Raw genomic sequence first — 21,466 nt, forward strand, 5'->3', positions numbered from 1 at the left:
CGGCACACGTCAGAACGTCAGGCGTTCATAGCCCTCTTCCTCATCCCCTTCCCGCCACAGCACCGCGTCGAGCAGCGCCTGGACGTTCGTATCCTCGACCGGAGCCGGCCCTTCGTCGTCCAGTTCGAAGACGAGTTCGACCGTGTCATCCTCTTCTCCATTATCGCCCTCGACTTTCGAACCCTCGGGGGTCTCGGTCGAAACATCCCCAACGACCGGAAGCAGCGTCGCGACATGCATGGCGAGCCCCTCGAGCGAAGGGTGTTCGAAAATCGTTGACGGTGAAAGCGCAACGCCCAGGGCTCGGTTCAATCCGCGAAACAGATTGGCGACGCCGATCGAATCCAGGCCATATTCGCTCAGGTGGCCCTCGGGATCGATGTCTCCTGCAGGCACCAAGAGAATGTCGGCGACGACGGCCAGGATGCGCTCACGAACATCGCGCACACGGGCCTGCGACACATGGCCAGCGGCATGTGCGACAGGAACGGACCGCAACGCTCCATTGATCGTCGCACGCAGCATGCCGGCTTCGCCGAACATCACCAGCGAAGCAGCGCGGTCCTCCGCCACGCAACGGTGGAACGCCTGGAGTCCTTCGAACGACGGCAACGACTCCATGCCGGTGCGCGCCCTAATGGCGTCCTGGATCTGTGCGGACACCTTCATGCCGCCCTCGGCCCACAGCGGCCATCCGATCGAACGCCACCCCCTGGCGCCCTCAGCATGACGACGCCTGGCGTACGCGTCCATGAAGCCATTGGCCGCCGCGTAGTCGTACTGCCCAGGATTACCGAGCGTTCCGACCACGGAGGAAAACGCGACGAAGAAATCCAAGTCCAGGGATCGTGTGGCTTCGTCCAGCCACACCGTCGCCGCAACCTTCGGTGACAGCACGTTCGCGAGCGTCGATGTGTCCTTGGTGTCCAGCGAACCATCGACAGTGGTTCCCGCAACATGCAGCACGCCATCGAGTCTTCCGTGACGACGCACGATTGCGCCCATCTGCGTATCGATGGAGGTGCGGTCGCCCAGGTCGATAGTGGCCCACGATACCCTCCCGCCGACCTCGTCCGCGAGCGCGTTCCAGCGAACGCGCCTTTCCAGGCTAGGTTCCGAGCGTCCCGTAAGCACCACGTGCGCATGCTTGGTACGCGAGAGGATATCGCGCGCGAAGAGGAGCCCGAGTCCTCCCAGGCCTCCGGTGATCACGTATACGCCATGTTCGCGATACGCCGGCCTGGACTCGGCACGTCCCGAGTCGATGACAAACGCCCGCAACACCGTCCAATCGCCGCTGGCCGATACGCGGACAACGGTGGACGGCGCGTCCGTCGCCGCGCGATCCAGCCATGTCGCTATCGAGGATGCGGGCGTATCCGTCGGCACGATGACGATCTGGACGTCCAGCCCCGGTCGCTCGTATCCAACCGTGCGCGCCATGCCTTCCAGCCCTGCGGCCAGATCGGCCATCCCCCCCCTCGACCACGATCTGCACCAGGCCCGGCGTCTTGATCGCATGCACCGCGGCGAGACACGACGCTACCCATTCCGCATATGTTCCTGCGGCATCAGTCTGCAGTGCGACCGATGTTACATGCAGCGCCGCCAGCGCACCATGCCACGTATCTATCCGTCCGGCCGGAACCAGGGCATGACGACGCCCCGCATGAGCGCTCGCCCCACTGAAATCCAGTGGCGCCCACCGGGATTCGGCTATGACGGTCCCCGAACCGAGCGAGGATGAAGATGAAGCGGTCGACGACGATTCCTTCTTCGCTTCCCGTCGGAACCCGTCCACGCCGGGCAACCAGCAACGCTCGCGCGCGAACGGATAGCCCGGCAAAGGCAGGCGACGCGGAGGACGTCCGACCCAAGGCGCATGCCAGTCGACAGTGGCGCCCTCGACCCATGCCTTGGCCACATCGGCCGGAGTCGCGCCTGACGCAGGAATCGCGGCAGGCATGTCGTTCTTCACCACACCCTGCCAAACCGATGCGTCATCCCCGCCGGCCAACACGTTCCGCCATGCATCCATCAGCCCGGTACGGTCGGAGGCGACCACCGCGACACGGCTGGCCATGGCGTCGCGACCTACCTGGAGGGTGAACGCCAGGCGATCCAGGTCGATGTTCGGATCACGCGCTACGTGCTCAAGCATGCGAAGCACGTAGTCGGCGACACGTTGTCCGTCGCGGGCCGAGAGAGGGAACACCCGTTCGCGACAGGTCGCCGTGCCGCTAGCCGGCACCCGGTATTCCTCAAGCACGATATGCGCATTCGCCCCGCCGAAGCCGAACGAACTCACGCCAGCGATGCGTGGCACCTCCACGCCGTCCCGTCGGGGAGCCTTCCAGTCCGTGGTACGTCCGGCGATGTAGAACGGCGAACCCTTCAGATCGATATAAGGGTTCATCTCCTGAAAATGCACGTTCGCCGGAATGCGCCGTGCCCGCATGGCGAGCAACGCGCGAAGGATTCCCGCGATGCCCGCGGCGGTTTCGAGGTGGCCGATGTTGGTCTTGGCCGAACTCAGGCCACAGTGCGCCTCGCCCACGTCGATTCCGTGGCGACCGTAGAGTTCGCCGAAAGCCTTCTTCAGCGCCTGGATTTCTATCGGATCTCCGAGTCCGGTGCCCGTACCATGGCACTCGATGTAGCCCACCTGGGTCGGCGACACGTCGGCCTTGGTATAGGCGTCGACCAGCAGTTCGGCCTGCGCGTTGGAATTGGGCGCGGTGAGTGTCGTCACCCGACCGCCATGATTCTCCGAGGTAGCGCGGATCACGGCATAGATGTGGTCTCCTTCCGCTTCCGCGCGCGCGAGCGGCTTGATCAGGATCGCTCCCGAGCCTTCGCCCCGCACATAGCCGTCGGCCCGTTTGTCGAATGTCTTGCAGCGCCCGTCGTTGCTCAGCATGCCCGCCATGCCGAAGGATATATAGGCCCCCGGGCTCAGCATGACCTGTACACCACCGACGAGCGCCATGTCGCAACTGCCGGTATGGATGGATTCGATCGCCCGATGCAGGGCCACCAGGGAGCTGGAACACGCCGTATCGATAGGCGCGCTGGGGCCGCGGAGATTGAGCAGGAACGAGATCCGGTTGGCGAGCACGGAGTGCGAGTTGCCAGAAGCAGAGTAACCGTCCAGGTCGATATCATGACGGTTCATGACGTCGACGTAGTCGTTCGTCGCAACGCCGACGAAAAGGCCGGTACGGGTACCTGACAGGTCGGAGACCTTGTGTCCGGAATTCTCGATCGCCTTCCAGACGGTTTCAAGGAAGATCCGCTGCTGGGGGTCCATCATCTGCGCCTCGCGACGCGAGATGCCGAAGAACAGGGGGTCGAACTTGTCGACCTCGTTCATGAAGCCGCCCCACTTGGAGTTCGAACGGTTCGCTTCCTTGAACGGATCGCCGAAGTAATCCTCCCAGTTCCAGCGATCACGCGGAATCACGCTGATGAGATCGTCGCCGTTGTCGAGATGATTCCAGAAGGCGTCCAGATCGTCGGATCCCGGCATTACGCCGGCGATTCCTACGATAGCAATCGGCATATCGCGGAAGCGGTTTCCGCTGGAGCCCTGGGCGACACCTTCGGATGCACCCTGAACCGCCGTCTTGCGCCCGAAGATCGGCTCTGCGGAAACGCCGCTCGTTACAGGCACCGCGGAAACGGACATGACGGGTGCCCCGTCCGTCGCATGCACTGCCACGACTCGCGCCGCGCAATCCTGGCAGAGGTAGTCCGCGACATCGCCGATGGATGGATAATCGAAGAAGAGGACCGGCGTTACTTCCACCCCATACGCCTCGTTGATCGCGTTGGCGTATCCGGTCAGCCCGATGGAGTCGAAGCCCAAGTCGAGAAGGACGCTATCGGTCGCGATATCCTCGGCGTCCAGCTTGAGCATGTCCATCGCAATGCGGCGCAACGTGCTCCGGACAGTCGCAGCAAGCTCGTTCGCGCCGGTACCGCCATTGGCAGATTCGGTGGCGACCGGCAAGGGTCGCGCCTTGTCAGGCTTGCGGATACCCCACGCCCGTTCGATCTTCTCGCGGACGCCCTCCACCACTGCGGCCTGGACAAGGCCGCTCGCGAGCAGGTCTGCAAATGCCTGCATGGCCTGTGGCGCTGGCAACGGAGTGATTCCCAGAGTGTCCAGGAACATGCGTTCCGTGACTTCGTCCAGGCGCATGCCGCCATCGGCCCAGAGCGACCAGTTCACCGAAAGCGTACGTCCCTTCCGGCCATCTGCGACATGGGCAGCCTCGCGCATGACCGCGAAATCGTCCATGAAATGGTTGGCATAGGCGTAAGCCGTCTGGCCCGCATTGCCACCGAGCGCCGTCATGGACGAGCACAGCACGAAACAATCCAGCGGATCGTTACGCGTGGCTTCGTCCAGGAACATCGTACCGGCCACCTTCGGGGCAAGGACAGCGTCGAAGTCATCGCGAAGCGACTGCCTCAGGTATCCGTCGCGCAGGATCCCCGCCGCGTGGATCACACCATGCAGCTCGCCGAAACGCGTCCTGGCCTCGGCGACGCAACGGAACACGTCGTCCTCTCGGGACACGTCGCCACGAACATATGCGCCATCGCTTCCACGTTCGCGCCACGCAGTGAAATGCGATTCCAGTTCGGCCGGGCACGCCGAACGCCCCATGAGTACGACGCGCGCACCGTGCGTTTCGGCAAGCCACCGGCCGAAAATCAGACCCAGTCCGCCCGCGCCGCCCGTGATGAACCACGTACCCCCCGAACGGACGGGTACGGAAGACACCGAATGGCCCTCCAGGCGTGAGAGCCTGGCGATCTGCCTTACCCCTTGCGCATGGCGAATCCAGGCGGCGTCGCTCGCGGCGCTCTCCGCAAGCAGTGTCCGCGCGAGACCCGCCAAGTCGGTGCCGTCTGCATGCCATTCCACGACCGATCCGTCGATACGGGCGTTTTCAAGCTTGAGGGAACGCAGCATGCCGACAAGCGCCTGCTGCCTGGGGCAAGCCGTTGCCTCCCCCACGATGCCGTGAAGTATCCGGACAGGGCGATCAAGTCGCTTGCGCGCCAATGCCTGGTAAAGGCCGAAGACCACGTCGAGTACCGCGCTGTCCGCCGACCCGCTACCCAACGTGATCGCCACGGCGGGGACGCCGACCGCATCCAGCACCTTGTCGAGGTGGTCGGCGCGATCCAGCCTTGCGCGAAAGCCCCCATCATCCATCCGGACAAAATCGTCGCCTGCGTAGACCGGAACGACACGACCGGCATGGATCGCGACGAACGCGTCGACGCAAGCCGGGTCGACTCCCACCAAAAGCAGGGTTCCCTCGGCGCCCCCATCCGGCGGTGCGGCATCCTCCCACCCCGGTACATATACATGCGTGGTCACCCCATCGGCGACGGTCGCGGATTTATGCACGTCGCCGATCGGCACGCCCGTGGCTTCACGGATGCGAACCAGTACCTGGCCGTCCGGATCGATCAGCGTCACGTCCTTCCGGGAAACGGCGGACTTGCCGGAACGCTCGTCCACGACCTCCGTCACCCAGGTCCAGCAGGTATCGCCAGGCGCTCCGAATATCTCGACTTCGCCGATGGAGAACGGTACCAGCATGCGGGCGTCTCCCGCCGCGAGCTCGGCGGCGACGCCCGCCTGCAGTGCTCCGTCGATCAAGGAGGGGTGCAGGATCAGCTCAGACAAGTCAGCCCGACGTGCCTCAGGCAAACGGAGCAGGCCCAACGCTTCACCGTCGCCACGATAGACCTCCCGCAGCGAACGGAACGATGGCCCAAGGTCGAGTCCAAGATCGCGAAAACGAGGATAAACGTCGTCGCCCTCGGCGACCTTGCGGCACCGTTTCCTGATGGCCTCGAGATCGACATGGGATACATGCTCGCCTGGCGACGGCGCGTAACCGATGCGCCCCTGCGAATGCAGGATCTTTCGGCCGCCCTCGCCTTCGCTGTAGACCTCAAATGCCACGCCGTCCGGTCCCGGGAAAAGCTCCACCCGTGCCTCGTGGGCCACGTCGCGCACCGCGATGGGACTGACCCACAGGATGTTCCGCAAACGGCGGACCGGCATGCCGGCCGCCAGTTCACCGGCCTTACGCGCAAGTTCGAGATAGGCGACGCCAGGCAAGGTCGGTACGTCCATGACCTTGTGGTCATAGATGAAGAAATCGCGATCGTGGAACGATTTGCGGAACACTTGTCGCTCGAACGTCGACGCGTTGTCGTCGATCATCGGGTGAAGGGCTACGCTACCGCTTCCCATGCTACGGGCCGGTGCGTCGTCCGGTACCCAGTGACGCTTGTCGGCGAACGGATAGGTGGGCAACGACACGCGTCGTCCTGCCGGGGCGACGGCCAGATCCGCCCAGTCGGTCAGCAGACCGTCGGCCCACAAACGGGCGAGCTTGTTGGGATCCGCCCTGGACGCAAGCATGGCCGCGACCTCCTGCCTCTCACCGCGCGACATCAGGCGGAGCACGGGGTCGGCGGTCCTGCCATTGCCTATGGCTATACCGGAGTGCTTGCGTCCGGCGAGGTACGATTCAAGCCGTTCGATCAGCTCGCTGGTGGACGCTGCCGCCACGGCTACGCGATGCTCGAATGGCTTGCGCCCCTGCTGTAACGTGAACGCGATATCCGCCAGCGCCGTCGCGCCATGATCGCCGGACAGGAAATCCCGCAGGCGCCGCACGGCATCGTCACGCTGGGCTTCGGTGCGGGCTGAAAGCGGAAAAACCAGCGAAGACGGTGCCATCGCTTCCGCTGGCGACGGGAGCGGTACCTCGAATCGTTCGAGGACCACATGCGCGTTCGCTCCGCCTGCACCAAAAGAGCTGATGCCGGCACGCAAAGGCACACCGGGAGCGACAGGCTCCCAGGATTGGGTCACTTGCTGTATGCGAAACGGCGAACAACGAAAATCGATATGCTCGTTCGGCACCGACGAATGAAGCGATGGAACCAACTCACGGTGTCGCATCTGCAACAACACCTTGGTCACGCCAGCGACACCGGCAGCGGCCTCCAAGTGGCCGATGTTCGATTTCAAGGAGCCGACGGCACAGCTCGCTTCGGCCATGCCCGCGTCCCGGAACGCCGCGTTCAACGCCGACATCTCCAGCGGATCGCCCAGTTCGGTACCTGTACCGTGCGCCTCGATGTAGCCGATCGTGTCCGGGGCGATACCCGCGCGCTCCAGCGCCGAACGCACCAGCTGAGTCTGTGCCTTGGGATTGGGCACGACAAAACCGCTGGTACGACCGCCGTGGTTAACCGCCATGCCGCGAATGACGCCGTGGACCTGATCTCCGTCCGCCAGCGCCTGGGATAGTGGCTTGATAAACAACGCGCCTATGCCCTCGCCCGCGACATAGCCGTTCGCGCCCTGGCCAAAGCTGCGGCAAACACCATCAGGCGACAAGGCGCCTCCGGACCAGTTGATGTCCCACTTGGACTGGTGAAGGTCCAGATTCACGCCGCCGACGATGGCCGACGTGCATTCGCCATGACGGATGGCTTCGCAGGCAAGGTAGAGCGCCGTCAGGCTGGACGAGCACGCCGTGTCCACGGTCAGGCTCGGTCCTGAGAAATTCATTGCGTAGGAGACGCGATTGGCGATGCTCCAGAGGAACGAATTCGGAGCTGTCACCTGGCCGGCATGCCGTTCCTCGATGCCCAGCGCTTGATACATCGCCCAAACCGCGCCGACGAAGACGCCGACCCGGTTGCCCTGCACCGACCTCCCGATAGCCTCGGGGTAGTAGCCTGCATCCTCGAGCGCCTCCCAGGCCACCTCGACGAACAAGCGCTCCTGCGGGTCCAATCGTTCGGCGTCTTTCGGGGGAATATTGAAAAAAAGCGAATCAAAACGGTCTACATCCTCGATGAAGCCACCTCGATATCGCTTCGCCTCGCCATAGCGAAGGCGACGCTGATAGCGATCTTCGGGCAACGGCGTAACGCTATCCACGCCGGCCCGCAGGTTGGCCCATAGCTCAGAGACGTTCTTCGCTCCAGGATATCGGCCCGCCATGCCGACGATGGCGATATCGCTCATCGCTGGCCCTTTCTCCGCGGGATACGACGCATCGGAAGTGCTTTGCACGCCCACTCGATCGGCAATCGGCGGCGGTCCCATGGAGGAGTGGTCTTCGTTCCATGCGGAAAGCTCGACCTTGCGGAATCCATCCAGGGCGTATCTGGCGGAAGCGTCGCCAAACCCCTGCTTGCTGTCGACAACGCGAAGCACTGGAATGTTGGCAGGGGCGGCAAATACCGCACCTAGCGCGTGAAGGAACGCATCGGCGGTGTCGACCGACCAGCCCAGCGGAATCGCTATGCGTACCAGCGAACGAAGGCCATCGCCTCTCTGCATGCCCATGCTGTGCCGTCCCGCACGCACGCCTGCGTTCAGATACAGCCAGGCGCAAAAGGCAGAGGCCGGATCGTCCGCGCCGATGAACGGTGTGAAGCGTCCCGCGTCCACCACGACGCAATGGCCACCGGCCGGATCGGCGATAGGGATGCCATGATCCCGGCAAAGAGCGGCCAGGCGCTGGACGGTCGCCATGCGCGTATGCACGAGCACCGGAAGGTCCGCCCGCGCGTGCAAAGCGAGCGCCACGAGCTTCCTGTCAAACGCATTCAACAAAGTATCCTGCCGCTGGGCCTCGTCACGAACGCGTCGCCAGAGGGCCGCGTCACGCAAACAGACCAACCCGCCGCGATCGATACCGAAGTCCTTGGCCATACTGACGATGACGGCATCGCCACAGGCCATCCATTCGCGTACTTGCGCCCAGGTATCCGATACGTCTAGCGACTCGATATGGCGTTCGAGCCTGACATTTTCTATCACTCGCGTCGCATCGAGCACCAGAGGAATACGATGGGGGTCGATCAGCCGCCGTATCGCGCGAAGATGGTCCAGGGAAATGGACGCACCACCCGCCGCATTGTTCGCGAGTTCGACGAAAACCATGGCGACGCCTGCCGCGTCATCGGCGAGGCAGGCTGCGAGCCGTTCGAGGTCCAGGTCTGCCCTGCCGCCCTCTACGCCGTCGAGCCCTGCGAACCCGCGGACGGGAAGCTCCCGCGGCGTGAATCCGCAAGCGATCTGATGCGCGAGGTTCGTGGGAAAGACGATATTCTGCAAAACCTTGCCGCGCCGCGGGAACGCCTTGTAGAAGGCTCCCTCGGCGCTTCGTCCCGACTCGGTCGTCACGAAGGCATCGAATGGAAGAGCCTCGCGAAGCACCCCGTCAACATCCATCGGCTGCTGGAGCCGCGCATGCAGATCGCCGATTCGCTCAGCCTTCGCATCGGTACGGACCTGAGCCCAGGAGTCGGATCGCGTATCGAAGCGCACCGCGTCGTCCGGTAGGCACAGGGGATTGAATCCTGCCGCCTCCAGCGCGACCAATCGATCCGTGGCCGGCAGGCAACTCGCCGCGGCGACGACGTCCACGGCGGCGCTGCCATGATCAAGCGCAACGAAGGGCCCCAGTGGCGTGTGGTTTTCGGTATCGACGGTCTGCGATCGGGAAGGGTCGGCAATCATCATGATGATATCGATGACATTGTCCGCCCGGCCTGCGTCTGCGGGGCGACAAAGGTAGATCGTCCGGTTGAGCGGACGGAACTTGTTCTTGAACTGAAAATTGCCCTGGTCGTTGAATATCCCCTGCTTGTGCAGGTCGTCGAGGAGGGCATTCACCGCGACATCCGCGGTAGGCGACGTTTCGATGCGGCAACCGTAGGTCCCGCCAAGGCTCAGCACGTCGCATCCTTCGCTGGCGAGTTTCTCGACGATACCGACGATGGCGAACTCAAGGCCGCCTCGCGGCATGTCGTCGCCGTAGAATTCGAGATCCATGAGGTAGCCATTGTCCCGGGCGGACAGTGGCGATATCAGCACCACATTCTGCAATACGTCGTCGACGTAGGTCAGGAAAAGGCGGTGGCGAGGGTGGAGCGTGCCGGCAAGGATTTCTTCGCGTGCCGTGAGGACCAGCGGATTGACCTTCGTTTTCTTGCTACGCCATGCGTCGATCACTCGCGCGATATCGACGGCCACGGCAGGATCCGTACCGCAGACATACTCGTCCAGACGACATCGTCCCGCCTTCTGGAAGCCGCTTACCTGATACCGCAATCGGTGCATCGCTCCACCCTTGAGCCTGAACGACGCGATGTCCTGCAGCCGTTGCACCACGCCGAACGGCGTGGCGCTGAATGGCTTGCCAGCGATTTCCGGGATGGGCTCCGGCGAGAGGAAGTTGAGCACATAGCCCTTGTGCTCGCAGTGCGCAAGCAATTCCTTCGCCACGCGATCGAAAGCATCGCCCGGCCCGATGAAGGCATAGACCAGGACCACGCGGCCGTGCCGGCTGTAGCGGAAATATCCGCTGCGACTGGCGTCGATGAACACGTTCGGCGCGATATGGTCGATCCCTCGCGAGGCCGCGCCCTCGTTACGGTACTCATCGAACAGCTGCCCGGCCCAGGTCGACCAGGCGGGATCCTCATCGAGGTCGCATGCGCGCACCAACACCGGCCCGGCGAGGACCATGTCGTTTACGTGACGATCAGTCGTGCATGGAACCCCGGACGTGGCGTGAAAATCATTCACTACTCGCCCCTTCCGTTACATGCGGTGTTTCAGGTGGTAGACGACACCTGTCCTTCGGATGCCACCCACGAAGCCGCTTCCGCGTGCTCCGTCGCTAGGTAGCTGGCAAGCTCCTGGATGTTCGTGTGTTCGAACATCAGCGTCTTGGGCAGGCTGCCGAAGTCGCGCTCAAGTCGAATCAGTATCTTGAGCACGAGAAAGGAGTCGATACCGAAGTCGCGAAACGGCGTATCCGCGTCGAACGGATGATCGGCCGGATCCAAGGGAGGATCGGCCTCCTCAAATGCCTCGAGCACGACACGCTCGAGATAAGCCTCGGTAGAGGCCTGTAGCTGGTCGTTGTCCACCATCGTCCTGATCCCCTGTGTAGCGCTCGAACTCATGTACTAGTCGGCCAAACCATTGCGGCGGCCGTATGAAGAACGAAAAATCGCTTGAATCCTATGCCCCGGCGGATTATCACGCAGTGGAAAATAAGGTCAATATGCGCAACGACCACATATGTGAAGACCTGCCGGGAATGTCCATTTTAGGCACACCACCCCCAAAAGAGGGAGTAGGAATTAATCCGATTGCCAAATTCTGCGTTCCGAAAGAACATCGCGCGACCTATCGACGCAGGGAACGTGTGGAATGGATGTAGCAGTGCAGCAGCCGGTGCTACCGGACGACATCACGGCGGCTTTGCTCGATTCGCACACCTACGCGAATCTCGATCTTCTGTCGTCCACCTATGCATGGTTGCGACGCAACATGCCATTGGGAATCGCCAAGTCGCGAAACTTTGATCCCTTCTGGGTCGTCACGCGTCACGCCGACATCCTGGAGGTCAGCAAGAATAACAAGGTGTTCCACAACGGCGACCGGGCGACGATCCTCACGGATCGCTACACCGACCTCCTCGTACGGTACCTTCGCGACGGCAGCCCCCATCTGGCGCGTACGCTCGCGCACATGGACGACCCCGACCATCGCAAGTACCGGGCGTTGACGAGTAACTGGTTCACGGCCTCCAACCTCGCCCGTCGCGAAGAAGCCATTCGCGAGATTGCACGGGGCTTCATCGACCGGATGATCGCCAAGGGCAACGAATGCGACTTCGTGACGGAAGTCGCGGTGCATTACCCGTTGCACGTCATCATGCAGATTCTTGGCGTCCCCATCGAGGACGAACCCCTCATGCTTCGGCTCACCAAGCAGGTGTTCGGCAATCTCGACGAGGACCTCAATCGCTCCGGCGAAACGGTGGTTACCGCCGAGCAGGGGCTCAAGGGCCTACAGGAAGCCGTCGACGAGTTCTTCCGCTACTTCGATGTCATCACGCAGGACCGACGCAGAGAGCCCCGCGACGATCTCGCTACCGTGATCGCCCAGGGGATCGTCGACGACGCCCCTATCGGCTCCTTCGAAGCCATGTCCTACTATTCGCTGGTCTCCACCGCGGGTCACGACACCGTAAGCGCTTCGATGGCGGGGGCGTTGCTCGGCCTGGCTACGCACCCCACGCAGTTCGCTAAGCTTCGTGAAGATGCCGAACTCATTTCGCGACTCGTGGAAGAGGCCATTCGCTGGACCAGTCCGGTACGGCACTTCATGCGCACTGCCACCGAGGATTACACGCTCTCCGGTCAGGACATCCGCAAGGGTGACTGGCTCATGCTGTGCTATCTCTCAGGCAACCAGGATGAAGCGGTCTTCGAAGATCCCATGGCCTTCCGGCTGGACAGGCCGACGAACAAACATGTCGCCTTCGGCTTTGGTGGGCACATGTGCCTCGGACAACATCTCGCGCGCATGGAAATGCGAGTGTTCTTTGAAGAATTCCTGACTCGCATCAGCCACGTTGAACTCGCGGGCAAACCTCAGCACTCCAAGGCCGTCTTCGTTGGTGGCCTGAAATCGCTGCCTTTGCGCTTCACGCGAATCTGACCTTGGAATTTCATTCCCAGGGAAAAAGGCCTTCGTCGATATAACGGGTGATGGCGGCCCGGTTCGCCGGGTCTTCGAAGACATCGAGATTACCCTGGATGGCCCGCTCACGGTGTGCCTTCCAATCCGGACCAAGCCCTGTCGCATAGGTCTTGTAACGTGCGACCGCCGTTTTCGACAGCCGTGCGAGCTGGCGAAGATGCCGTCGCAACAGCATATCTCCCTGCTCGTCGATCGCGTCGGCCAAGCCCCAGGCAAGGGCCGTCGACGCATCGATCGGCTGGGTCGACAAGGTCAGGTAATGCGCACGCTGGAATCCCGTTCGCCTGACCAGGAAGGGCATGACGCATGCCGGGTAGAGGCCGAAGAGCATTTCGGACAGACTGAAGCGAGCCGTGGTGTCGGCGAGAACGATATCGCTCGCGCCAAGAAAGCCCATGCCTCCCGCGTTGACCTTGCCGCGAACGTAAGACAGCGTGACGTAAGGACCGGTGGCCATGCGCTGCCACAGGTCGAACATCGGTCCGGGTCCGGCGAAGTTTGCGTAGAACGGGTCCACCCCACGGGATAGCTCCGCGAAGTCCGCCCCGAAACAGAACGTCTCGGCGGAACCCGAAAGAACCACGACGGATGCCTCCGCTTCGCAAGCGTCCAGCGCCGCATGGCAATCCGCCACGAGCCTTGCATTGATCGCATTATTGGCCTCGGGCCGATCGAAGGCGATGTGGCATACGCCACCGTCCATGCGAACGGCAACTGCCGCGCGCTCCCCTGTCACGGTGGATATCTCGGTCATGCATGCGTCTCCCAGCAAAGCGCGGTATTGATACCGCCGAATCCCATGCTCAGGCTCAACGCCTTCCTGGCATGCGTCGTGATGGCACCACCGCGAACCCAGGGCAGGTCTGGCGCGATGGGGTTGTCGAGATTGAGGGTTGGATGCAGTTTTCCCGCCCTCAATTGCAGTAGCGTGGCGGCCACCTCGACCGCGCCGGCCGCCGTGAGACCATGACCCGTAAGCGATTTGGTGGCATTGATCGCAGCCCTGTCGACGCCGATGGAACGCAACGCCGCCACTTCGGTCTCGTCCCCGATCACTGAACCGGTGCCATGCGGATTCACATACTCGATGTCGCCGCCCTTCCAGCCGGCTCTTTCCAGGGCGTCGGCCATGGCGCGAGTCTCGCCTTCACGTGACGGATCGGGCTGCCTGTTCGCGTCCATCGCGAGCCCCCAACCTGCCAGCTTCGCATAAGAGGCAACACGCCGACGCCTGGCGGAAGTCGCCGACTCAAGGACGATGGCCGCCGAACACTCGCCGAAGATAAAGCCGTCATGAGCGGCGTCAAAAGGCCTGCAGGCCTGCTCCGGATGGCTCGCGAAACGCGTGGACCCCATCGCGCCCAATGCGCGCAGTCCCCGGCACTCCCAATGCGACAGGTCCATCAGCGCCCCTACCGCGATGCAAGCGTCCAGTTGGCCTGACTCGATCAGGTGCCACGCCTGGATGATCGCCAACTGACCGCTGGCCGACGCGCCGCCGACGGTGAGGCCCGCGCCACGTATGCCAAACCGAGCGGTGCACGCGCCGCTGAGGTCGGTATCCATGAATCCCAGGCCGTATGTGGGCCGAAGATAGTTGGCACGATCGCGGAACGCCTCATGCACCAGGACCTGTTCACGCTGCTGGACGTTGTTTCCTCCGATAACCAATCCGACACGCGTCGGCTCGATTTCATGAAGCGCCGCCTCGTCCCAGGCTTCCGCCACCACCATGAGCGCGACTCTCGCCGACAAAGACAAGGTGCGCTCATCGGCGGAAGGTATCGTGGGTAACGCCAGTTCCGCACCGATGAAACGCGTATCGCCATGTTGCCGCCCTTCACGGCGCATGATGTCGAAGAATGAGCGTCCGTCGAGCAATCCATCGAGAAACGCCTGTTTTCCGCTGCCCTGCGCCGACACGACGCCAAGCCCGGTCACCCAAGGTCCACCTGTGTCCATCCCTGCCCCTGTAGGTACGCTGCGCCTCACCCCCCCCCGGATGGGCGTACACGGGAAGCATGCACTGTGGAGGAGCGGCGGACAAGTCGCCGTCGTCAATTCCGATGCGGCAGTGGCAGGGACACGCGGGCGATGGCCCCCCGCGCATCCTCGCGGTTCGTGAGACTCACCCTTCCGCCATGTTGCGCGACGATACTGCGACAAAGCACCAGGCCAATACCGGCACCTTCCGGGCGAGTGGTGTAGAACGGCACAAAGAGGTTTTCGGGATTGGCGATGCCGGTGCCGTTGTCCACGATCTCGAATTCGCACTGACCGTCGTGGACGAAGACCCTGAGGACCACAGGGAGGCCATTTTTCGGATCGACCGCCTGTTGCGATTGCACCGCGTTGCGAAGGAGATTGATCAGGACCTGCTCAAGGTGCACCACATCGCCCAGCAGATCGGTACTCGGCATCTCGCCCTCCACGAGGACGCCATCCGCCGCGAACATGCCGGCGATCTTCTCAACCAGTCGCGATACGGGAAACAGCGCCTTGCGCGGCTCGGGAAGACGAGCGATGCGCGCATATACCGAAATGAAGGATTTCAATCCCATTGCCCTTTCCCCGATCAGGGAGAGGCCGTCACGCAGCACGTCGATCTCTCCCAGGTCAGTGGTACGAGCGAGGATCCCGTCCAGGGTCTGGCAAAGAGAGGTGATCGGCGCCAGTGAGTTGTTGACCTCATGGCTTATGACCCGAATGAGCCGTTGCCATACCCGTATTTCCTCTACCGCCAGCACCTGCTGCACATCCGCGACGAACACGATACGTGCAGGCCTGCCCTGCTGCCTGTAGCTTTGTTCTACGATACGCCAGCGCCCTTGCGCGCCAGGAAAACGGTGATCGAGCACCCGAGTTCCCGCATCTAGCCCCATCCCGGGAAACGGTGTATCGCCGTAGGATATCGTCGACGGCCCATCCGAAGGGATGCCCAGGAGCTTCATCGCCACGGGGTTGGCCAGTCGCAGACGTCCCGACGCTTCGAACACCAGGATAGCCACGTCGATCTGGTCGACCACACGATGCAGGACGCCGAGCAGTTCCTGGCTTGCGGTACGTTGCGAATCAAGGTCGCCGATCAACGCGTTGATCTGCCGGTAAAGATCACCCAGCGGACCATCTTCCCTGGCATGCACGGCACGGACGCCGTAATCCTGGGCGCGTGCGGAATCGACCAGGCTGCTCAAGGTCCTCAGGTGACGCTCCATCGCTCGGACCAGGGTCCAGCCGATACCGAGGGACCAGATCACGGAGAAGACGGCGATCCCTATCGCCATGTCTTGCGAAAGCGGCTGAAAGGCGCCGACCACGAGCGCCGCACACGCAGGTGCGAGCGCAAGCAGCATGCCTCCGAGGAGCGAGCCCGGGCGTGCCCAGGCACGCCGCCTGGGTGGCACCGATGAGAGGCCGCCTTCGATCACGACGGTTCCTGGCGACCGAGACGCCGGTAAAGCGCCGATCGACTGATGCCCAACGCCCTGGCGGCCAAGTTGGCATTTCCCTCGTGCTGGGCCAGCGTGCGACGAATGAACCAGTCCTCGACCTGCTCGAGGGAAAGGCCATCCAGTTCGCCCTGCGCGGCGCGGGACTTCGACCCGCTTAACTGCAATTCGCCCTCGCCGATGGCTTCACCCTGCGCGAGCAGCACCGAGCGCTCCACCACGTGCTGCAACTCACGAATGTTTCCGGGCCATTCGTAGTCGAGCAAGGCGCCCTCCGCACCGCCGGAAAACCCGCGGGCCGCGGACGCGTAACGTGACCGGGCCTTTTCAAGAAAAGCCCTCGCCAGCAGGAGGATGTCCTCGCGGCGTTCACGCAACGCGGGCATGCGCAGTGTGACACCATTGAGTCGATACAGCAGATCTTGTCGGAAGCTTCGTTCGGCGATCAGCGTATCAAGATCGGCGTTGGTCGCGGAAATGAATCGCACGTTGGCTTGCCGCGCGTACGAGCTACCCAGCTTTTCATACGCCCGTTCCTCCAGGAGACGAAGTATTTTCGCCTGTTGGGTCAACGGAAGGTTGGCGATTTCGTCGAGGAACAGCGTCCCCCCTTCGGCCAGTTCGATGCGACCGGTACGGTCGCTCCTCGCGTCGGTATAGGCGCCCTTCGTATGCCCGAACATTTCGCTTTCGAAGGTGGTTTCCGAGATGGCGCCCATGTTGACGGACACCAACGGCCCCTCGGCGCGAGCCGAGTGCTCGTGGATGAAGCCCGCGAGGAGACTCTTACCCGTGCCGTTTTCACCGGTGATGAGCACGGGAATATCGCTATGGGCCACTCGGCGGGCCATATCCAGAAGCCGCCCCATCGCCTCCGAGCGCCAAACCATTCGCCCCTGGTCCTGCCCCTCGCGCAGGGCGGCATTCTCAGCCTCTAGCCGGCGGGCGCGCCTGTCAGACGCACCGAGCTTCATCTGTGTCCGGATGACGCTGAGCAGGCGGGCGTTGTCCCAGGGTTTCTCGACGAAGTCGACGGCACCTTCCCGCATGGCTTCGACCGCGATACCCACGGTGCTCCAGCCGGTCATGGCTATCACGGGCAACGCCGGAGCGATGGCGCGGAGCTCCCCGATGAGGGTGAGCCCCTCCTTGCCTGATGTCGTATCGTCCTTGTAATTCAGGTCGATGAGTGCAACGTCGAACGACTGGCGCCTCACGGCGTCGAGGGCTTCTTCCGGTGAACCGCATCCATGGCTGGCGAAGCCTTCGCTCGTCAGCAAGAGCCGCAGCGCACGGACGATGCTCACGTCGTCGTCTACGATCAGGATGGTCATCGGTGTCTTTCCACGGCAGTTGCTCGCCCGCCAATATATCAGTGCGCGGCGTTCAGCAACCCGACGGAGTACGCAAGCGGCCGAGCTCGACCTCGTCCCGGCCCAGTCGGCTCAGCACGGCCTTGACGCGGCGAGGCTCAGGCAGAATGTACCGGAGGAAGGTCGCCAACGTCCCCGATGGCTCCATGTCCAGATAGAGCGAGCGCCCGCCGACACCTTCTACCGTCTCCGCCAGCCTGATGGGCTGACGCACCACGCGCCAGAAATGCGCCGTATCCACCCTAGGCAATGGAGCCGCGCGCTCACAACACAGGATCGGAATCCTGGGGACGGAAAGCTCCATCGTCGAACAATATGCAAGGAACACGTCCGCGGCTGGATCGATCCAGCGCGAGTGGAACGCATGGCGAACCGGTAGGTGTTGGAATCCGACACGCCCGGCTACCAAGCAGGCTTCGATCTCGCGCAAGCCTTCGTCCGGCGCGGCCATCACGAAATGGGTATCGAAGTTGAGCGCCGCCACCTCGCCCATCTCTGCCAGTCGCGGGATCCACTCGTCGGCGCGTGCCAGCACGGCGACCATTCCTCCGGGAGGGCAACAGGCTTCGATCGCGGCGGCCTGCTGAATCGTCGCTTCAAGTCCAGTCTCGACCGACATCGCACCGGCCACGACCGCTGCGGCAAACGCGCCCAGGCTCGTCCCGAGGACTCGCGACGGCAGGATACCCTCAGCCATGACGGCCCTCGCGACGGCATACTCAACCATGAAGATGGCAGGATGCGTCGTCGACAGGTCGTCCCATGGTGCCGCAGCGCGCGCCGGTGGGTCGTACATGGCGGAAATCACGGACTGGCCTGTGAGGTCGATCATCATCGTATCGAGTTCACGCAGCGTTTCCCGGAAAACGCGATTCGCTCCGTACAACGCATAGGCCATCATGCCGTGCTGGCTGCCTTGCCCCGCGAAGACGAACGTAATGTCGTTCTCGTCGTCGTTCACCCGAATCACAGCTTCATCGCGATCGATTTGGTTTCGGTATAGGCCTCGACGCCCGCGCGGCCGAACTCACACCCCCAGCCCGAGCCACCCCAGCCGCCAAAGGGCATATGCGGATCGATGACGTGGTATTGGTTGATCCACACCGTTCCGGCCTTCAAGGTCCGGGCCACGCTCTGGGCCTTTCTGCCATCACGCGACCAGACGGCCGCAGCCAGGCCGTAGGGTGAACCGTTGGCGCGGGCGAGCACGTCCTTCACGTCGGTGAAGCGCGAAACGCAAAGCACCGGACCGAAAATTTCCTCCCGCATCGCGACCATATCCTCCCGCACGTCGGTGAGCACGGTCGGAGCCACGTGGTATCCCGGACGATCGAGCGCCATGCCACCGCAAGCGACCTGAGCGCCATCGTCGATCGCACTGCGCACATAGCCTAGGACACGTCGGCGCTGGTTCTCCGATACCAGGGGCCCCAACTCGGTTCGCTCGTGCAAAGGCATGCCCAAGACCAGCCGAGACGCGGCCGCGACGATCCCTTCGACCACCTGGTCGTATACGCCATCCTCGATGTAAAGGCGTGATCCCGCATAGCAGACTTGGCCCGCATTGAAGAATATGGCGTGTGCCGCTCCGGCGATCGCTCTCGGAAGATCCGCGTCGGCAAAGACGATGTTCGGCGACTTGCCCCCCAGTTCCAGGGTCACCCGCTTCAAGGAATCGACGCATCGATGCGCGACCTGGCGACCGACGACACCTGAACCCGTGAACGAGACCTTGTCGACGCCCGGGTGCGCGACCAGCGCATCCCCCGTCACATTGCCGCGCCCAGGCAGGATTTGCAGCACGCCGCCGGGAATACCCGCTTCGAGCGCCAGTTCGCCCAATCGAAGCGCTGTCAGCGGCGTGAGTTCCGATGGCTTGAGGATCACCACGCATCCTGCGGCAAGAGCGGCGGACACCTTCATTACCGCCTGCAGCAGGGGAAAATTCCAGGGCACAATGGCCGCGACGACCCCGAGTGGCTGCCGAAGCGTCTGCGCCGCCACCTGGCCGCCGTGCTGGGCCAGTTCGAACGACTCCCCGTGAAGCTTGGTGGCCCAACCGGCGTTGTATCGCAGCGTGTCGATGGTGAACGGCACATCCACCATCCGAGTCGTCACGATGGGCTTGCCAACATCGAGGCTTTCCAGCGTCGCCAGTTCCAGAGCATGCCGCTCCATAAGGTCGGCCAGACGAAACAGAGCTGCCGCGCGATGCGTCGGAGACATGCCGGACCAGCGCAGGAAGGCCCGCCGCGCCGTAGTCACCGCCTCGTCCACCTCCGCCTGTCCCGCTAGGGCGACGGTGGCGATGATTCGGCCGTCGCCTGGATATTCCACCTGAATTTCGCCGCCTGACGTGTCCTGACGCCAGCGGGAGCCGATCAACGCACCGCCCACCCTGGAAAGAAACGCCTGCACCGACTCGGGAAGAATCGTGTCCTTGTCGGACACGTCTGCGAGGGTTGCGTTCATCGTGACGACCTCCGTTTAGATGGCATGGGCTTTCCAGCGTCCTCGCAGGAACAGGGTCCCGCTGCATGCCGCCAGCACGATGAAGCCGATCGTCACCCCGACATAAAGCCCGAGCGTGCCCATCTTTGCTGGGACGGCCAGCACCCACGCCAGCGGCACCTGCAACAACCAGAAGCAGGCGAAGTTGGTCCAGGCCGGTGTACCCGTGTCACCCGCGCCGTTGAACGCACCCTGCAAGCAGGTGCCGGCGGCGTAGAAAGGAAACGCACAGGCCACGATACGCATGGCGCGGGCCCCCTCGGCGACCACCTGGGGATCGGGCGACATGGCCGTCGCGACCACATGCGCGGCCGCGAAAAGAATCGCGCCCATCGCGCCGAAGACCGTCAGGTTGACGATTGCCGTAAAACGGACCGCGCTAGCCGCGCGATCGGGTTTGCCTGCGCCGAGGTTCTGTCCCACCAGGACCGCCGCGGCCCGAGCCACGCCCAGAGCGGGCATCAGGACGAACTGAGAGGCGCGCAGGGCGATCGTGCAGCCGGCAAGGGCCACGTTGCCCGAACGCGCCGCGATGGCATACAGGCCGATCGCACTGGTCGATGCCACCAGCATCTGCAGGGCCCCCGTCCAGGCGATCCTCAGGATCCGCGACATCATCGCGGGAACGGGCAGCAGGTGCTTCCAGCCGAGGCAGATGCCATGGCGAGCGCGGGCAAGATGCTGCAACTGGTACGCCACACCGATGCCACGGCTGGCGACGGTGGCTATCGCAGCCCCTGCCACACCGAAACCTTGCCAACCGCCAATGCCGAAGATCATCAGGGGCGCAAGTCCGATATTGAGGAGATTGGCCATCCACAAGGCACGCATCGGGACGCGGGCCTCGCCGGTTGCCCGCAAGGCCGCGCCACAAATGAACATCAGGATGACCGACAGGTTCCCCGCGAAAAGAATCCGTGCGAACGGCGCGCCATAAGCCGCCGTGGCGGCGTCGGCACCGATGCCCATCAGCACGTGTTCGGCCAGCAGGCAGGCCGGCAATCCGATCGCCACGGAGAGCAGGATCGCCAGCGATATGGCCTGTCCTGCGGGTACGGCGGCCGCATCGACGCGGCCCGACGCACCGACCTGGCGCGCCGCAATCGCCGAGGTGGCAATCGACAGCCCCAGCGCAAAGGCGTAGACGAAACTCATGGCCGCTTCGCCCAGGCCCACCGCCGCGATGGCAGCGACGCCAAGGCGCGCCACCCAGAAGACATCCACGACGGCGAATACGGACTCGGCGACCATTTCCATGGCCATCGGCCACGCCAGCCGACGTACCGCGACTCGAACGGGGCCCTGCGTCCCATCGACGCGACCGTCGCCACCACCCCACAAGCCGCGGAACACGATGCCCAAGCGGCCCCACCCAGACGATCCGGTCATCGGCACGGTATCTCCCCTTTTCGAGCGGCCTACCTGCCCCTCGTTCCCCGTGCCGGATGCTGCCTTATTACACCTTGATCGTCCATATCCCTCTGTCGGGAGATGCCCGGCAGCTTGAC

At 63.3% G+C, this 21,466-nt stretch carries 12 protein-coding genes; 2 read left to right on the forward strand and 10 right to left on the reverse strand.

Annotated elements, in window-relative coordinates:
- Positions 1-9: 9 nt before the first annotated feature.
- From GAK28_RS08810 to GAK28_RS08820, 3 genes are all read right to left on the reverse strand, one after another.
- Entirely contained in the window at positions 10-1,212 is a 1,203-nt protein-coding gene (locus tag GAK28_RS08810; protein WP_291777297.1) for a beta-ketoacyl reductase, read from the reverse strand.
- Positions 1,109-10,594: an SDR family NAD(P)-dependent oxidoreductase gene (locus GAK28_RS08815; RefSeq protein WP_291777300.1), complete on the reverse strand. Its 9,486-nt coding sequence runs from the start codon at positions 10,592-10,594 to the stop codon at positions 1,109-1,111. The genes GAK28_RS08810 and GAK28_RS08815 overlap by 104 nt, the downstream gene beginning before the upstream one ends.
- An 89-nt stretch (positions 10,595-10,683) precedes the next feature.
- Positions 10,684-11,004, reverse strand: coding sequence for an acyl carrier protein (locus GAK28_RS08820; protein ID WP_291777303.1), 321 nt, complete (start codon positions 11,002-11,004; stop codon positions 10,684-10,686).
- Between the two features lie 65 nt (positions 11,005-11,069).
- On the opposite strand from GAK28_RS08820, the gene GAK28_RS08825 reads away from it, so the two are divergent.
- On the forward strand, positions 11,070-11,297 hold the full coding sequence (locus GAK28_RS08825; RefSeq protein WP_291777305.1) for a hypothetical protein: 228 nt from the start codon (positions 11,070-11,072) through the stop codon (positions 11,295-11,297).
- Positions 11,288-12,583: a cytochrome P450 gene (locus GAK28_RS08830; protein WP_291777308.1), complete on the forward strand. Its 1,296-nt coding sequence runs from the start codon at positions 11,288-11,290 to the stop codon at positions 12,581-12,583. Before GAK28_RS08825 ends, GAK28_RS08830 begins: the two co-directional genes overlap by 10 nt.
- A gap of 10 nt (positions 12,584-12,593) precedes the next feature.
- Here the strand turns inward: GAK28_RS08830 and GAK28_RS08835 are convergent, their stop codons facing one another.
- The 7 genes from GAK28_RS08835 to GAK28_RS08865 form a co-directional block, all read right to left on the reverse strand.
- Positions 12,594-13,379: an enoyl-CoA hydratase/isomerase gene (locus tag GAK28_RS08835; protein WP_291777310.1), complete on the reverse strand. Its 786-nt coding sequence runs from the start codon at positions 13,377-13,379 to the stop codon at positions 12,594-12,596.
- Positions 13,376-14,566 (reverse strand): beta-ketoacyl synthase N-terminal-like domain-containing protein, encoded by a 1,191-nt coding sequence (locus GAK28_RS08840; RefSeq protein WP_291777312.1) that lies wholly within the window; start codon positions 14,564-14,566, stop codon positions 13,376-13,378. Before GAK28_RS08840 ends, GAK28_RS08835 begins: the two co-directional genes overlap by 4 nt.
- A 116-nt stretch (positions 14,567-14,682) precedes the next feature.
- On the reverse strand, positions 14,683-15,978 hold the full coding sequence (locus GAK28_RS08845; RefSeq protein WP_291777314.1) for an ATP-binding protein: 1,296 nt from the start codon (positions 15,976-15,978) through the stop codon (positions 14,683-14,685).
- A gap of 71 nt (positions 15,979-16,049) precedes the next feature.
- Positions 16,050-17,408 carry a sigma-54 dependent transcriptional regulator gene (locus GAK28_RS08850; protein ID WP_291777317.1) on the reverse strand — a complete coding sequence of 453 codons (1,359 nt, stop codon included), beginning with the start codon at positions 17,406-17,408 and terminating at the stop codon, positions 16,050-16,052.
- A 52-nt stretch (positions 17,409-17,460) separates the two neighbouring features.
- On the reverse strand, positions 17,461-18,408 hold the full coding sequence (locus GAK28_RS08855) for an acyltransferase domain-containing protein (protein WP_291777320.1): 948 nt from the start codon (positions 18,406-18,408) through the stop codon (positions 17,461-17,463).
- A 5-nt stretch (positions 18,409-18,413) separates the two neighbouring features.
- Positions 18,414-19,898, reverse strand: a complete 1,485-nt coding sequence (locus tag GAK28_RS08860; protein ID WP_291777322.1) for an aldehyde dehydrogenase family protein — start codon at positions 19,896-19,898, stop codon at positions 18,414-18,416.
- A 36-nt stretch (positions 19,899-19,934) separates the two neighbouring features.
- Entirely contained in the window at positions 19,935-21,347 is a 1,413-nt protein-coding gene (locus tag GAK28_RS08865) for an MATE family efflux transporter (protein WP_291777325.1), read from the reverse strand.
- Between the last annotated feature and the right edge of the window lie 119 nt (positions 21,348-21,466).

Source organism: Luteibacter sp., from assembly GCF_009912395.1.
Classification (GTDB): Bacteria; Pseudomonadota; Gammaproteobacteria; order Xanthomonadales; family Rhodanobacteraceae; genus Luteibacter.